The 15,066-nt window shown below is 60.2% G+C and carries 10 protein-coding genes; 8 read left to right on the top strand and 2 right to left on the bottom strand.

Translation table 11 applies throughout. The features are described 5' to 3' along the window. Positions 1-333 precede the first annotated feature (333 nt). From ACFQX9_RS22820 to ACFQX9_RS22810, 3 genes are all read left to right on the top strand, one after another. Complete coding sequence (locus tag ACFQX9_RS22820; RefSeq protein WP_085353535.1) at positions 334-561, top strand: hypothetical protein; 228 nt, start codon at positions 334-336, stop codon at positions 559-561. A gap of 156 nt (positions 562-717) precedes the next feature. Continuing rightward, positions 718-876 (top strand): hypothetical protein, encoded by a 159-nt coding sequence (locus tag ACFQX9_RS22815; RefSeq protein ID WP_204511069.1) that lies wholly within the window; start codon positions 718-720, stop codon positions 874-876. A 123-nt stretch (positions 877-999) separates the two neighbouring features. Further along, positions 1,000-1,194 carry a hypothetical protein gene (locus ACFQX9_RS22810; protein ID WP_018454499.1) on the top strand — a complete coding sequence of 65 codons (195 nt, stop codon included), beginning with the start codon at positions 1,000-1,002 and terminating at the stop codon, positions 1,192-1,194. Between the two features lie 178 nt (positions 1,195-1,372). Here the strand turns inward: ACFQX9_RS22810 and ACFQX9_RS22805 are convergent, their stop codons facing one another. After that, on the bottom strand, positions 1,373-1,837 hold the full coding sequence (locus ACFQX9_RS22805) for a GrpB family protein (protein ID WP_204511068.1): 465 nt from the start codon (positions 1,835-1,837) through the stop codon (positions 1,373-1,375). Positions 1,838-5,277: 3,440 nt separating this feature from the next. Between ACFQX9_RS22805 and ACFQX9_RS22800 the strand changes: the two genes are divergently transcribed. From ACFQX9_RS22800 to ACFQX9_RS22790, 3 genes are all read left to right on the top strand, one after another. Next, the gene (locus ACFQX9_RS22800; RefSeq protein ID WP_377790660.1) at positions 5,278-7,359 is read left to right on the top strand and encodes a glycosyltransferase family 2 protein; all 2,082 of its coding nucleotides are present in this window, start codon (positions 5,278-5,280) and stop codon (positions 7,357-7,359) included. 50 nt (positions 7,360-7,409) lie between these two features. Next, positions 7,410-8,111, top strand: a complete 702-nt coding sequence (gene bcsS / locus ACFQX9_RS22795; protein WP_377790658.1) for a cellulose biosynthesis protein BcsS — start codon at positions 7,410-7,412, stop codon at positions 8,109-8,111. Positions 8,112-8,933: 822 nt separating this feature from the next. Beyond that, positions 8,934-9,371, top strand: a complete 438-nt coding sequence (locus ACFQX9_RS22790) for a hypothetical protein (protein WP_377790656.1) — start codon at positions 8,934-8,936, stop codon at positions 9,369-9,371. Between the two features lie 123 nt (positions 9,372-9,494). Here ACFQX9_RS22790 and ACFQX9_RS22785 read toward each other — a convergent pair whose 3' ends face one another. Next, a complete protein-coding gene (locus ACFQX9_RS22785; RefSeq protein WP_377790654.1) occupies positions 9,495-10,391 on the bottom strand; it encodes a DMT family transporter in 897 nt (298 codons plus the stop codon). Positions 10,392-10,900: 509 nt separating this feature from the next. Between ACFQX9_RS22785 and ACFQX9_RS22780 the strand changes: the two genes are divergently transcribed. Beyond that, positions 10,901-11,089, top strand: coding sequence for a hypothetical protein (locus ACFQX9_RS22780; RefSeq protein ID WP_231188561.1), 189 nt, complete (start codon positions 10,901-10,903; stop codon positions 11,087-11,089). Positions 11,090-11,150: 61 nt separating this feature from the next. Beyond that, complete coding sequence (locus ACFQX9_RS22775; protein WP_377790652.1) at positions 11,151-14,915, top strand: vitamin B12-dependent ribonucleotide reductase; 3,765 nt, start codon at positions 11,151-11,153, stop codon at positions 14,913-14,915. Positions 14,916-15,066: the final 151 nt, after the last annotated feature.

Raw genomic sequence — 15,066 nt, 5'->3', positions numbered from 1 at the left:
AGCCGTCTCGCTGGAGGCACTCAGTCCGGCCGACAGAGCCAATCCGCAACGCCTCCGCGAGTTCCTGACCTGCTCTTGGCCTGCCGCCGAGCCGAGCGGTCGAAGCCGCTCTCGCGGAGGACGTGACCTCATAAACGTCGGCTTACCAAGGCAAAGCGGAAGCTCCCACCTTCGGCGTGGTCGGCGGCTTGTGACCACAGCGGACTCCAGCGCGTCGAGCTTCCCCTGAGGGAGTGGACGAGTGGGCGGGCCGCTTTCTTCTGGAACGAAATTAAATTGATTTAATTCAGTTATTGTGATTTAATTTGGGCTTATCTCTGGACGGAGAAACGCATGCCAGATCAGGACGACCGTCGCGAGTTCTTAAGAACCTGCGGAAAGTTCGCGGCGGTGACACCTCCAGCCATCACCCTACTCCTGTCGACATCCCTTACATCGGATGCGATCGCGAAGTCGGGCGCAGGCGCGGTCCACGACGACCATCACCATCACGGCAACAACGGCTGGGGCAACGGCGGCGGAGACGGCAGCCCCAACGGCAAGGACGATAGAGGCCGCTGAGACGACGACACACGGCCTCCGGAAGGAGACACAATGCAGACCAGGCGCCGCGACGTAGATTGGCATTTCGCCAGCTTCGTTGTTTCGATGATCTGGCTCGCGATTGTTGCTGCCGCTCTTCTTGCAGTGCTCTTCCGAGGGCACCCTTGAGGAGTTATGAAGTACATTTTCATCGCGGTCGGCTGCTGGCTGCTGCTGAACCTGCTCTTCGTTGTGTTAGTCACGCCGCCGCGTAGTCGCCGGCCGCGACAGCTTGCTCGCACGATTCATGCGGTCAAGAAATTCATTATGAGCAGACGGCAGCCCCCCACCTGATGAGGGCAGTGACGCGCTGCAAAAAAAACGACAGTAAGGCTGGCTGTTTATTTCCAGCGACGCCGCACCGCAGTTCGCTGTATCGTGCCGTTCCGTTTTTTTCCAACAGCGGATTTGATTGCCATGCACCACATCCAGAGTACGCATATTGCCGCGATACTGAAACTGACCGCCCAGCAGCTTGAAGCACTTCGCACCCGCCCAGAGATCCAAAAGGAATATTCCGAAATCCTCGTTTTGAGAGAGAAAATAAAACTGGCGACCGATCTGAAGAAGGCTCGCCGGCAGCTCCTTACTCGGTCCCTGCCAAGCGCCTGAAGGGAGAGAACTCCACCCGTGCCTTGCGCTGTGAGGCTCGAGCAAGGAGCTGCTCGTTGGCATTCCCGCTTGTGGACCCGAAGCGGACATCTTAGCAGCGCCGCACGGCATATCCCGTCGCTGTGGCAGCGCAAACAATACTTCCCGAATGCTGATAGCGCCTTGTCGGTTATCTCCCTCACAACCGATGTTTTGTTTTGCGAAAGCCCTCGATGTTCTTGCCAAATTCATCCGCGAGCGATTTCTTTTGGCTTCCGTACGCGGCAGCGATTTCCGGGTGTAAGCGCAAGTAGTCGCGAAACAGCAGGAAATCTCTCCAGCGTGGATTGCATTGCTCCATGATGTGAAGATGGTGTGTCCAGGGTCCGGGCATCCTCTTCCGGAAAAACAGTTCACCAGGTAACCATGCTTCGTACTCGGGGATGTAGGTGTATCCGAGTTGCGCGAATGGCCTCACAAACGTGGACTTCGCGCGCAACAAGTTCGGGAGGCCGACCAAGATGTCCATAATCGGTTTGGCCGAGAGGCCGGACACAGACGTACTGCCCATGTGTTCGATCTTGAGCGCCGGACCGACCACAAATCGCAAGCGACGGCACTCCTGCTGGAAACGAACCGGCCAGTCGGGGTCATAGTCACGCACCTCGATGGCGCCCCTCCATACTTCTCCATTCTGTCCCCTCGCTGGAAGCTACCCTTCTCAAACGGCCCTGTTGGAGCAGACCACCGTTCCTGCATGTGATCGGACTCACTGCAATGCGCGGCATCTCCCGATATACGGGTCAGCTTTTGGGGCTTCAGCGACGTCGTGGGCGCACCATATTGAGGTCCATCCAGCGAGGCATGGCGGAGTAGATTTGCTCAGGTTGAGTTCTTCGCACTTTGACCCAAAGCGGGCACTTATCTCAATGGCTCCGAGCCTCGGCGAGCTAGGCAATCCGAAAATTGATGAGCAGTATCAATTGATAGTGCTAGGGGCATCGACGCTCGTACACTGGCCTCAAGTAAAGGTTCGTGTGGGCAGGCCAAGCGATCGCTTTGGAGGCCTCGAGCCGCCAAGCTGCCCGAGTTGCCAGGTCAGAATGCGGTGGTTCCGGTCCGAGTTAGTCCGGCGGGGCCGCTCGACCATCGCTCATCTTTTCTTATGTCCCAAGTGCGGGCGCCCGGAGATAATCGAGACAGTTTTCGCAGGCGTCTGTGTCCTGCCAACGGTCGCGGTCCCTCCAGTCGCCGGCAATCTGACCTGCGATAAGCGCCCGAAGCAGACCACGCACCGAGCATAGGATCGTGCCCTCCCGGACCATCGTCAGCTCTCATTGCAACTTTTTCCCGCCTTCCTTGTTGATGGATTGGAGCAACGCGGCCGCAGGTGCGGGCTGGGTGCTCCGTGTTCTGGTGGAGGCGACTTGATGCGGTGGCTTTACTTGGTCGGCTTTGTGGCGGCGGCCGTTGCTTTAACGCCTGCACCGTCTGCCTCCGCCATGCCCGCGGCCAAGCCGGGCGCACTGGCCGCACCTCAGAGTTCCACTATTGAGATCAAGGGCGGCCACGGACATGGCGGCGGCCATGGGTGGGGTCATCGCGGCGGGCGTGGTCATCATTACGGTTGGGGCAGAGGCCGAGGCCATCATTATGGCTGGCGGCACCATCACCGCTGGTAAGCGTCACGCAATGTCCGGGGTTCGAGTTGGTGCCAGCGTTGAATACGGAGCGCGCGCTTAAGGTTCATTAACCATGAAGCACCACCTTGGGACATGGACCCAGTTGAAGATTCGCCCCGGCCTAAGCCATTTTGGACGCAGCATGAACTAGCTCGCCTAACCCTCCTCGCCAGAGAGAGGGTCACCGCAGCCGAGGCGGCCAAGGTGCTTGGGCGTCGCGTTAGCTCGGTGCGTCGGCAAGCTCGCGAACAGGGCATATTGCTTTACAAGAGGTAGCCCGGGCCAGAGGATTTTCCTGTGATGGAACATGACCCATCTATCTTAGCGATCCAACGGAAGCTGGCGCATTGTCGCGAGTTGATGAAAGAGTTTCCGGACGGACTAACTGCGAAGCATATCCGAGAGCTTGAGGACGAACTGAGAGGCGAGCTAGCAGCCGAGCAAGAACTCGATGCGCGCTCCCACATTGGTGCAACATGCCCAAGGAATTCGCGATAGCGTTTTGGTCGTTGGCTGCCGCGTGCGTGCTGGCATTTAGCTTTGCAGCGCTCGTTTCTTCGCACTAAGAAGCGGCAATCAACGGGTTTTGGGTCATCTCAACTCCGCCCCTAAGGGCGCGGATGGCAGCGTACCATATGCGGAACTGGACACTGCGCGCGCCGTGACAGATCGAAGCACCCCGCCTCGGATATGGCACTTGCTTTATTGACGCCTGCCGACTCCCGCCCCTTACTTGAAGTCTTTCAGAGTGGATGGAGGGGAGGCGCATTTGCTGGGACTTCGCCAAATCCAATTTGCTCAACGATTGAACGAAATCGCTTTACTGCTCTCCGAACTCGGAGATCTCCGATGTCAAATCGAAGAAGCAGAGCGGCGCGTTAAGCCTTGTACTAGGGTCGCCTGGCGAAGGCTCGAGCGCCCCGCCCATAGTGAGACTGTTACCAAGGCGACCGTCCCGATGAGGAATGGACGGCGACGCATGCCCACCTGAAGGCAGTGGATGCAAGTCCGCTTGTGACCCGCACCGGACCTCGGGCAACACTTCAGCGCCCCAAGCGGCGGGTCTCCGATGCACATTTCGTGATTGAACTGCCTAACTCTCTAATCGGCTAATAATTATTTCAAGAAAATCATAGGAGCCGCAATGTCCTCTCCAGAAGAAGACGATCGGCAGGAATTTTTAAGATCCTGCGGCAGATTCGCCTCCGTAACACCTCCGACTATTACAGCGTTGCTTTCGACCTCACTTTGTAGCACCGCAATTGGCAGCTCCGACGGCCGGCGTGGTGTATGCCTAATAACTATCGCTGAGAGCAGAAGGCCGCCTGAGAGGGAGCCTTAGACTGTCACCGGTGTTTGCCGCTGGGTAATGAGGCGAGAAGCTGGGCATCGCGGCGATTTGCACTTTCGGGTTTTGGCCCGCGAGCATCGGCCGCATGTCTGCCGCCGGGCGGCTGATGTGATGCCATGAACGATAAGCCGCCAGCCAAACCAGAAGTGAAGCCCCGCGAGAGGGACGACGAGGCCCCGGGGGCGCATCATCGGAAGAGTATGCCGCGGACGTCCGCGAATTGATCAGGAAAGCTCCGGCAGAAGCTGCACTCCTGAGGGAGTGACGGGGACGTTGCCCAGCGGCTAGATTGCCACGGGGGCGCGATGAGAACTGTTACTGAGTACCAAAGCCGAGCGGCCGAGTTCGACGAACTGGCGGAGCGAGCAACGCAGCCTGCGCTCAAACGCCGCTACGCCGATCTCGCTGCCTGTTATCGACTCCTGGCGGAAGAGCGAAGCCGATTGATCGAGAGCGGCGAACTCGAGCCGGATAATCCGCCAACCTGAGCGGCATGAACGGTCTTCAATAAACTCCGGTCAGCTTCAGTCCAGCCACGATAAGCACGCAGCCCAGCGCCTTCAGGATCATCGCAGGACGCTATTGGATGCCGAAAAACGTGCCGATGATCGCCCCTCCCATGGCCGCAATGGCGTAGAGCCATACAATTGCGGCAGTAAATTCCACATCTGGAGATGATAGATCGGCTGGCGGGCAGGTATGCAAGCAACTCAGCCGCGCGAAAGATCATCCAGCACTCCAATTGCCGCATGATGGGTCCAAATGAAGGTTGGTAGCTATTTTCATTGCTATGAAATACACGCGCTTCGTTTTCCGCCCGATGCTGATGCAGATCACGAAAATAGCTGCGCAGTTTGCTTAATCATTTGAACCACTCGCAAAGGTAACACTACTCCGCGCCTACCAACGTTCGTTCTCAAGGACGCGGAGGGCCGGGGCCGGTAAAATGCACGCGCATTGCCACTTTTTCCCACTATCTGGGCCGCATTTGCGTCACCTTCATCCTCGCATTTGCCCCCCTGTAAATCCGCATCACCGCAATTTCCGCATCACTAGGGGCTTTATTCCTAAATGAAGTACGAAATCCTGTTGACCCGCGTCGCCGCGGGCGTGAGCACGCTCGCGTTTGCGCTTGGCCTTGCTACCGTGGTTTCTGATTTGGAGCCGGACTTCGATGGCTCCTTTGTGCAGAAGGCTCTCCTGACGTTGGTTTTCTGCGCCGCCGTGATCAGCCTTTTCTATGGAAACATCGTTTATCAGCTGACGCGACTCGGCGAGATCAGACGGCATGCCGCTCACCGGCAGGACGCAATCAATCGCGACGCGGCTAATGGTGCGGAAGCACCGCGGATCAGCATCCTCATACCGTCGTATAAGGAGCAGATCCCGGTCATAATGCAGACGGTTTTGTCGGCAGCTCTTTCCGAGCATCCCAATCGGCGAATTACGCTGCTCCTTGACGATCCACCGACAGGCAAAGCGGCCCACTTGGCGGGGCTTGAAGTCGCACGCGCTTTAGTCTCTGAACTGGATGATCTTTTTTGTCGAGCGTCGCGGCAGTTTCGTACGGCCGCCGACGACTTCAACGTTCGCCGTGTGTCGGGCGGCTTGTCCTTGGAGCAAGAGCGCGTAGTCCTTGCTGGACTTTACGTAGAAGCCGCGGATTTCGTGAACCGGCTTGGACTGCTTTACGCGGAGCGCTCTCAACCGGTGTTTGCTCACGCGGACGAAGTTTTCGCGCGTGAAGTCATCGGTCATCTCGATGCCGAGTATCGGAGGCTTGCTGCAGCCCTTCGCGATCCGGCGGACTTAGACCTTGAGCGCATTCACTTGAAGTACAGACGATTGGTGAGCCATTTCGACGTGCCGATCGACTGCTTCGAGCGCAAGCAATTTGGAAACCTCTCACATGCGCCGAATAAGGCGATGAACCTCAATAGCTATATTGGCCTGATTGGACGCGCGTTTCGTGTGTCCAAGGGACCGGATGGCATGTCGGTTCTCAAGGAATGTCCCGAAAGCGAGGCAGACCTCGTTGTGCCAGCGGCAGATTACGTCCTCACCATCGATGCCGACAGCATCATCCTACCCAACTACATCGGCAAGCTCGTCTCCATCATGCAGGCCGATCCAGGCATCGCCATTGCGCAGACGCCGTACTCTGCCTATCCAAACCCACCTTCAAGGCTGGAGCGGGTGGCCGGTGCAACTACCGATATTCAGTACCTTGTCCATCAAGGGTTTACTGCCTACAACGCGACCTTCTGGGTGGGCGCCAATGCGGTGCTGCGCCATTCAGCTTTGAATGAAATCAAAGCCATGACGACCGAGCGTGGTCACGCCGTGCCTGTCTTCATCCAAGACAAAACTCTCATTGAAGACACCGGCTCGACGATTGACCTCGTCGCCAAGGGGTGGCGCTTACACAATCATCCCGAACGACTTGCGTATAGCGCCACGCCTCCTGACTTTGGTGCGCTCGTCATTCAGCGTCAGCGATGGGCAAATGGCGGTCTGATCATATTGCCGAGCCTTCTTGCACTTTGGCGTGATCGCGGGTCGGCTCGCGCGGGCGGACTCGAAACATTCGTCAGGTCTCATTACTTGATCTCGCCAGCGCTGGCCAACATCGGCCTGTTGCTGCTTCTCGTAGTTCCCTTCGGTGAGGGATTCTCCAACATCTGGTTTCCGGTCGCTGCTGCGCCGTATTACTTCCTGTATGGACGAGACCTTATTCGATGTGGATACAAATGGTCGGATGCAGTGCGGGTCTATGCCCTGACGCTGCTGCTCGTCCCCGTCAATCTTGCTGGAGTCTATCGATCCTTGGAGCAGTTAGTTACCGGGCGTAAGAGCGCGTTCGCCCGCACTCCTAAGATCGATGGCCGAACCGCTGCGCCGCCATCCCATCTAATCTTTTTGGCCGGTCTTCTGACTACCTCCATTGTTTCGGCTGCAGCCAACCTGTGGGGGGGTAGCGTACTCTTCTGTGGGTTCTCCGCAGTCAATGCGCTGTTTCTTGTGTATGGCATCTGGCGCCTGATTGGCTGGCGCGATGCTGTAGAGGATATCAGAGCTGGCATCTTGGCGCGGAAAACCGGTCGTTACGCACGCGGTGAGGCGACGACGCTTGCTGAGCAGGCAAGCCTCTAAGGGAAGAGGCTCATGACGTTTCGTCGATCAGACGCGACCGGAGGCAACCGGTGAAGTTGTTGAAGGGCTTCGCTTGGGTCTTGATGGCTGGTCTGGTGGGGGTCGCAGCCGCGCAGGAGCCGCCACGCCTTTCAGTGCAGAGTACCAGTGATTTTGCTTCCTACGGTGCTTTTTACACGGACCTCACAGCCGTATACTCTCCATTCGGAAACTTGTGGGAGTCTGGCTGGCGTGTGGAGGGCATTGCCTCGGCCCGTCGCTACAGTTTTGTTGATACCAGTCAGAAACGCGTCGGGCTCGATACGACACTCGATGTGCTTGCAGGCTACCAATTCACCCCGAATGGCTGGTCATGGCTTGTCGCCGCTGGCATGACCGCTGTTAACAGCCACCTCTATGCCGCGTCCGGCTTGCCTCGATCCGACACGCAGTTGTACGGGCTGAAGCTTCTAACGTCACTCTACGGCAAGCCGACGGACCAAACGATGGTCTACGTCCAAGCGCATTACAACACTGCATCCGAATTCTATTACGCGCAGGGCAAAACAGGCATTGCAATCGCGCCAAATATTTTCGTGGGGCCTGAAGCAGCCTACTCAGGAAGCTGGACCTACAACCAGGCTCGTCTCGGCGGACACATCACAGGGTTTACCGTCGGCGGTATAAACACGGGCGTCTCGCTCGGCTTTGTGCGAGACAGTAACTACGGCAAAGGTGTCTACGGCGGCTTGAACTTTCAGGTCAATTTCTGACCAGATCCCCCGCACTGGCCTACCTTGGCGACTATTTGTCGTATGAGCATTTCTGCATCACCGTAAGCGGCGAACATCGGCGAAGTCTTTTGTGGCCCATTGCGGACTAACTGGTCTCGCGCGGTTGTGTTGAAGCTGCTAGACACGTGAAGTGTCGCTGTTCTTACTCTTTTTGGACTTTCACTGCTGGGCATTGCCGGATGGGGATTTCAATCCATCGTGGCAGAGCTCGATAGGTCGTGCCTCCCCCGGACGGACGCAATTTCTCGCAAGTTTCAGGTTGAGGCGTTTATCTGGGGGGACCGCGCGCCGTTGGCGCTGAGGCGTCGGTATATCGCAACACAAGCCTGCGCGGTCCCGGCGCTCCTTTGCCTGGCGGCTCTCGTGTGGCTCAACGAGCCGCGCCGCGATGTCCGCGCTTTGGGGGTGATCGCGTTCTGTTTCGTGTCGTTTGTCGTGGCCGCTTCCTTGGCCTGGAAGACTGCCCGAAGCAGCGGCTCAAAATTATCCTGACGGAGGCAACAATGCGTGGCCTGATCTACATTTGGGGCGCGGGAATACCGCTTCTGGTCGGGCTTGAGATATATCTCGCTACGAACGCTCTCCGAAACCTCGCTCCCGGGGTAGAAAGAAAAGACGTAGTATTTCTGAGAAGGTTTGCAGATGGCGGCAGCCCTCCAGGAGGTCGCTCCCCGAAGCATGGCGGACCAGATTTGCTCAGTTGAGTTCTTCGTATGCTGACCCGAAGCGGATGTTGTACTGTTTGCCAATGGCGAGGTGCTTTGGTCCCCCCATCGGACCACGTACGATGGCGCCCGACCCATGAATGATCACCGAAAGATCAAAGTCTTTTTTGAGGTGTTGGGACGGCTCCTGTCGCAAGTTGGGTCTCAAGCGCTGGCCCGTATTAGCGCCGAGCTGGGACCTGAGGAAAAAGTCACGCTGACCAATGGGCTGTACTTCCGCGTCGAACGGTCTGGTTTGACCCTTGTGTCGGTCGGCGCTGGTGAGTGTCAATCGATGAAGCTTTCGGTCGATGAAGCAAAGCAGATATTCTCATCGATCGAGTCCGCGTGCACCAGTCGCGATGTTGTCAAGGTCCGGGCCGGAGAGCTATCTTGGACGACCGATGCTCGGCCGAAATCCAATCCTGAAAAGGTGGTTATCAGGTTCACAGGACCGCTGGGATTCACACGCACGGACGCCAAGCGTAAAGATGTTGCAGCAGCGGTCGTAGAGTTCGCCAACCGATTTGGGTAGAGACAATCCCCGCAAGGCAGGTCGGCTCTTGGCGCATCTGCGAGCTCGGAGACCTTCCGCTCTCCGGCCGATGTTGACGATGAACCGGAAGTCCAGGCGGCCAGCCGCTCATGAATATACGCCCTACCGCGTCGCCAGCACCACGGCCGCCAGCGTGAACACCAGCGCGGCAATCTGCCCTGCCCCCAGCGGCTCGTGGAGCGCGATCGCGGACGCCACGACGCCGATGACGGGCACCGCCATGGTGCCGATCGCGGCGACGGAGGCCGGCAGGCGCGCAAGGGCAGCGAACCAGCTGACATAGGCGATGCAGAACTGCACCACGGTCGAATAGACCAGGAGCCACCAGCCGACGGGCGTCACCAGTTCCAGATGCGTGGTCTCGATGGCGAGGCCGATGATAGTGATCGGCAGGCAGCCGATCCCGATCTGCCAGGCCGCGGCCGTGATCGGCGGCAGGCGGATCGGGTACTTCTTCGAAAACACCGTGCCGGCGGCGAAGCCGAGCGCGCCGCACAGCGCCATGATGATGCCCGGCAGCTTGTCCGCAGTGGCGGCAAAGCCGTTGCCGCCCATGATCGAGGCCAGGCCGGCAAAGGCCATCACCAGCGCGATGGTGCGCAACAAGGTCGGCCGCTCGCCGAGCACCGGCCAGGCGATCAGCGAGGCCCAGACCGGCATGGTGTAGGCGATCAGCGCCGCTTCGCTCGCCGGCAGCCACAGCAGTGCCAGACCCATCAGCACCATCCAGCCGGTGACGTTGAGGATCGCGGCGGTCACGAGGCGCGGCCAGATCGCGCGCGGGACGCTGAGGCTGTCAGCGCGGATCAGTGCCAGCGCCGCCAGCAGCACCGCGCCGAGCACTCCCGTCGCCCCGCGCAAGGTCAGCGGCGGCAGCTCGGAGAGCAGGAATTTCGTCACCGGCCAATTGAAACCCCAGCCCACCGAGGTGATGGCGAGGAATATCAGGCCGGCCGGGGCGATGCGCGCTCGCAGCACCGGCCGAGTCGAATCAAGCATGTGGGTAGTCCGGCAAAATCGAGGGCAGCTTGGCGCGGATTCGCGCCTCCCACCACCACCCCGGCGGGCATGCCTGCCCTCACCTTCCGTAGCCCTACGTGAGTCCCCCCGAGGCAAGCCCGCGATTCAAAAATATACCTGCCCTGTGAACAGCGGGGTGAAGCCTCAGCGGCCCCCCAAGATGCAAATTTTTTCGGTTGGGAATCCCTGAGGACTCACTGATACTTGGCTCAACAAAAGGCGCGGGCCTGCCCCTGTTATCCCCCATAATCCACCATATTTAGTATTTGATTCAGGAACTCGCACTAGTTCTTGACGGGCGTAACGGAGAGTCCTAGTTTTCGATCCGTTCGGCGCGAGTGTGTTTGCGTCCCGCCGGCACTCCCCCAAAGGGTCTGCAAAACAGCACTCCGCCAAGCCAGACAAGGGCAGCGGGATACGGGCTTGTCTGCCCGGCGAGAGCGGACTTTTCGGGCGCCTGAACGGGCTGGAAACAGGCCCGGATGGCAATGGTTGAAGACGTGACGTTGTGGGGCGTTGAACGCATGTCGGGCTCATCCCTTTGGGGCGGATGGGTCTGGACGTGCCGGCGGATGATCGGTGCGCGCATCGAGCAATCGCGTCGGGAGAAAACGGGCCGGGTCTACCGGCTGAGCTGCGATGCCAAGGGCCAGGCGGCCTCGAGCACCGCGAAATGAAATGATGACCCGGCACGCCTGAACGGAGGCGGTCCGGTCAAGGATAGGACGGGGCAAGACCATGCGGATTGAGCGGCGCCAGACCACTTCGGGACAGTCACCTTACGCCGGCATCGATTTCCGGCTGACCACGTCGGAGATCAGGAATCCCGACGGCTCGGTCGTGTTCAAGCTCGACAATGTCGAGGTGCCGACCGCGTGGTCGCAGGTCGCCTCCGACGTCCTCGCCCAGAAGTACTTCCGCAAGGCCGGCGTTGCCGCGCGCCTGAAGAAGGTCGAGGAAGAGTCCGTCCCCTCCTTCCTGTGGCGCTCCGTGCCCGACACAGAGGCGCTCGCCCTCCTGCCCGAGAAAGAGCGGTTCGTCAGCGAGCTCTCGGCCAAGCAGGTGTTCGACCGTCTCGCCGGCTGCTGGACCTATTGGGGCTGGAAGGGCAAGTACTTCTCCTCCGACGAGGACGCCCAGACCTTCTACGACGAGCTCCGCTACATGCTGACCATGCAGATGGTCGCGCCGAACTCGCCGCAATGGTTCAACACCGGTCTGCACTGGGCCTACGGCATCGACGGTCCCGGCCAGGGCCATTATTACGTCGACCCCTTCACCGGCAAGCTGACCCGGTCGAAATCCTCCTACGAGCATCCGCAGCCGCACGCCTGCTTCATCCAGGGCGTCGGTGACGACCTCGTCAACGAGGGCGGCATCATGGACCTCTGGGTCCGCGAAGCGCGCCTGTTCAAATACGGCTCCGGCACCGGCTCCAACTTCTCGCGCCTGCGCGGCGAAGGCGAACGCCTATCCGGCGGCGGCCGCTCGTCCGGCCTGATGAGCTTCCTCAAGATCGGCGACCGCGCCGCGGGCGCGATCAAGTCGGGCGGCACCACGCGCCGCGCCGCCAAGATGGTCGTCGTCGACGTCGATCACCCCGACATCGAGACCTATATCGACTGGAAGGTGAAGGAGGAGCAGAAGGTCGCCGCTCTCGTCACCGGATCCAAGATCAACCAGAAGCACCTCAAGGCGGTGCTGAAGGCCTGCGTCAATTGCGAAGGCTCGGGCGACGATTGCTTCGATCCCGAGAAGAACCCGGCGCTGCGCCGCGAGATCAAGCTGGCGCGCCGCAGCCTCGTACCCGACAACTACATCAAGCGGGTCATCCAATTTGCAAAACAGGGCTACAAGGACATCCAGTTCGACGTCTATGACACCGACTGGGATTCGGAAGCCTATCTCACGGTTTCGGGGCAGAACTCCAACAATTCGGTGTCGCTGAAGGACGACTTCCTGCGCGCGGTCGAGACCGACGGCGACTGGAATCTCGTGGGACGCACCACGAAGAAGATCACCAAGACGCTGAAGGCGCGCGACCTCTGGGAAAAAATCGGCTACGCCGCCTGGGCGTCGGCCGACCCGGGCCTGCACTTCAACACCACCATGAATGACTGGCACACCTGCAAGGCGTCCGGCGACATCCGCGCCTCCAATCCGTGCTCGGAATACATGTTCCTGGACGACACGGCGTGCAACCTCGCCTCCGCCAATCTGCTGACGTTCTACGACATCCCCTCCAAGCGTTTCGACGTCGAAGGCTACGAGCATCTCTGCCGGCTCTGGACCATCGTGCTCGAAATCTCGGTGATGATGGCGCAGTTCCCGTCGAAGTCGATTGCCGAGCTCTCCTACGAGTTCCGCACGCTCGGCCTCGGCTACGCCAATATCGGCGGCCTCTTGATGACCATGGGTCTGTCCTATGACAGCAAGGAAGGCCGCGCCATCGCCGGCGCGCTGACCGCGATCATGACCGGCATCACCTACAAGACCTCGGCCGAGATGGCGGCCGAGCTCGGCACCTTTCCCGGCTACAAGAAGAACGCCGCGCACATGCTGCGCGTGATCCGCAACCACCGCCGCGCCGCCCATGGCCAGTCCAACGGCTACGAGGGGCTCAGCGTCAACCCGGTGCCGATGGACCTGGTGTCGTGCCCGCAGACCGACCTCGTCACCCATGCGCAAGCGGCCTGGGATGCGGCGCTCGAGCTCGGCGAGAAGCACGGCTATCGCAACGCCCAGACCACGGTGATCGCGCCGACCGGCACGATCGGCCTCGTCATGGATTGCGACACCACCGGCATCGAGCCCGACTTCGCCCTGGTGAAGTTCAAGAAGCTCGCCGGCGGCGGCTACTTCAAGATCATCAACCGTGCGGTCCCCGCAGCACTGCGCGCGCTGGGCTATCGCGAGAGCGAGATCGCGGAGATCGAAGCCTACGCCGTCGGCCACGGCTCGCTCTCCAACGCGCCCGGCATCAACGCCTCGACCTTGAAGGCCAAGGGCTTCACCGACGAAGCCATCGCCAAGGTCGAGAAGGCGCTGCCGACCGCGTTCGACATCAAGTTCGCCTTCAACAAATGGACCTTTGGCGAGGACTTCATCCGCGACCAGCTCGGCATCGGTGCCGAGGCCATCGCGGCCCCCGGCTTCGACCTGCTCCAGGCCGTCGGCTTCACCAAGCGCGAGATCGAGGCGGCCAACGTCCACATCTGCGGCGCGATGACGGTGGAAGGTGCCCCGCACCTCAAGGCCGAGCACTATCCGGTGTTCGACTGCGCCAACCCTTGCGGCAAGGTCGGCAAGCGCTATCTCTCGGTCGAGAGCCACATCCGCATGATGTCGGCGGCGCAGCCCTTCATCTCGGGTGCGATCTCCAAGACCATCAACATGCCGAACGACGCCACCGTGGAGGACTGCAAGTCCGCCTACATGCTGTCGTGGAAGCTGGCGCTCAAGGCCAACGCGCTCTATCGCGACGGCTCCAAGCTCAGCCAGCCGCTCAACTCGCAGCTCATCGCCGACGATGAGGACGAGGACGATGCGATCGAGAGCCTCTACGACAAGCCGATGGCGGCGCGCACCGCCCAGGTCTCGGAAAAGATCGTCGAGAAGCTGGTCGAGCGCATCATCGTGATGCGCGAGCGCGAGAAGATGCCGGATCGCCGCAAGGGCTACACCCAGAAGGCGGTCGTCGGCGGCCACAAGGTGTATCTGCGCACCGGCGAGTATGACGACGGCCGCATCGGCGAGATCTTCATCGACATGCACAAGGAAGGCGCGGCACTCCGCTCCTTCATCAACAACTTCGCCATCGCGGTGTCGCTGGGTCTCCAGTACGGCGTGCCGCTCGACGAATATGTCGACGCCTTCACCTTCACCCGCTTCGAGCCGGCGGGCCCCGTGCAGGGCAACGACAGCATCAAATACGCGACCTCGATCCTCGACTACGTCTTCCGCGAGCTGGCGGTGAGCTATCTCAGCCGCTTCGACCTCGCCCATGTCGATCCCAGCGAGACCGGGTTCGACGTGCTCGGCAAGGGCGTCGAGGAGGGCAAGGAGCCTGATGATCACGGCCAGCGCGCCTCCAAGCTGGTGTCGCGCGGCCTCACCCGCTCCCGCACCGACAACCTCGTGGTGATGCGCGGCGGTTCGACCGCGGTCGCCCAAGGCAACGACAGCGCACCGGCCGGCGGAAGCAAGGTCACCTCGCTCGCCTCCCACGGCGCAGGCCGTGCCGGCGACGTCCTGGAAGGCGCGGTCGCGCTGAAGCAGGAAGTGACCCACGACCTCTCGCCCACCGAGAAGCTCGAAGCCCTGCAGTGGAGCAAGGCCGGCAGCGCGCAAGTCGCGGTGCCCAGCAAGGCCGAGCGCCGCGCGGAAGCCAAAGCCAAGGGCTATGAGGGCGAGATGTGCAGCGAGTGCGGCAACTTCACGCTGGTGCGGAATGGTACTTGTATGAAGTGCGATACGTGTGGAAGCACGACGGGGTGTTCGTGAGGGGCTAGACAGCTGTAACGCACCCTAAAAGGCTGCATTCCACTGCGGCGACGACCATAAAACGCCCCCTAATTAAACGCCTTCTACTTTCGGAGGTGTCCCGCTCGGCGCAGTCAGCGCCGAGCGGATCGAAGAAGGATCGCGGCGGGCT

The sequence above is a fragment of the Bradyrhizobium sp. GCM10028915 genome, from assembly GCF_042666195.1.
GTDB classification, from domain to species: domain Bacteria; phylum Pseudomonadota; class Alphaproteobacteria; order Rhizobiales; family Xanthobacteraceae; genus Bradyrhizobium; species Bradyrhizobium canariense_D.
Note: the sequence above shows the minus strand (reverse complement) of the source record. Positions and strands in the feature narration are given on the sequence as shown.

Excerpts from the sequence above, each read along its gene's own strand:
- ACFQX9_RS22820 (WP_085353535.1), top strand. The coding sequence starts at position 334 with ATGCCAGATCAGGACGACCGTCGCGAGTTCTTAAGAACCTGCGGAAAG.
- ACFQX9_RS22815 (WP_204511069.1), top strand. The coding sequence starts at position 718 with ATGAAGTACATTTTCATCGCGGTCGGCTGCTGGCTGCTGCTGAACCTG.
- ACFQX9_RS22810 (WP_018454499.1), top strand. The coding sequence starts at position 1,000 with ATGCACCACATCCAGAGTACGCATATTGCCGCGATACTGAAACTGACC.
- ACFQX9_RS22800 (WP_377790660.1), top strand. The coding sequence starts at position 5,278 with ATGAAGTACGAAATCCTGTTGACCCGCGTCGCCGCGGGCGTGAGCACG.
- ACFQX9_RS22790 (WP_377790656.1), top strand. The coding sequence starts at position 8,934 with ATGAATGATCACCGAAAGATCAAAGTCTTTTTTGAGGTGTTGGGACGG.
- ACFQX9_RS22785 (WP_377790654.1), bottom strand. The coding sequence starts at position 10,391 with ATGCTTGATTCGACTCGGCCGGTGCTGCGAGCGCGCATCGCCCCGGCC.
- ACFQX9_RS22780 (WP_231188561.1), top strand. The coding sequence starts at position 10,901 with ATGGTTGAAGACGTGACGTTGTGGGGCGTTGAACGCATGTCGGGCTCA.
- ACFQX9_RS22775 (WP_377790652.1), top strand. The coding sequence starts at position 11,151 with ATGCGGATTGAGCGGCGCCAGACCACTTCGGGACAGTCACCTTACGCC.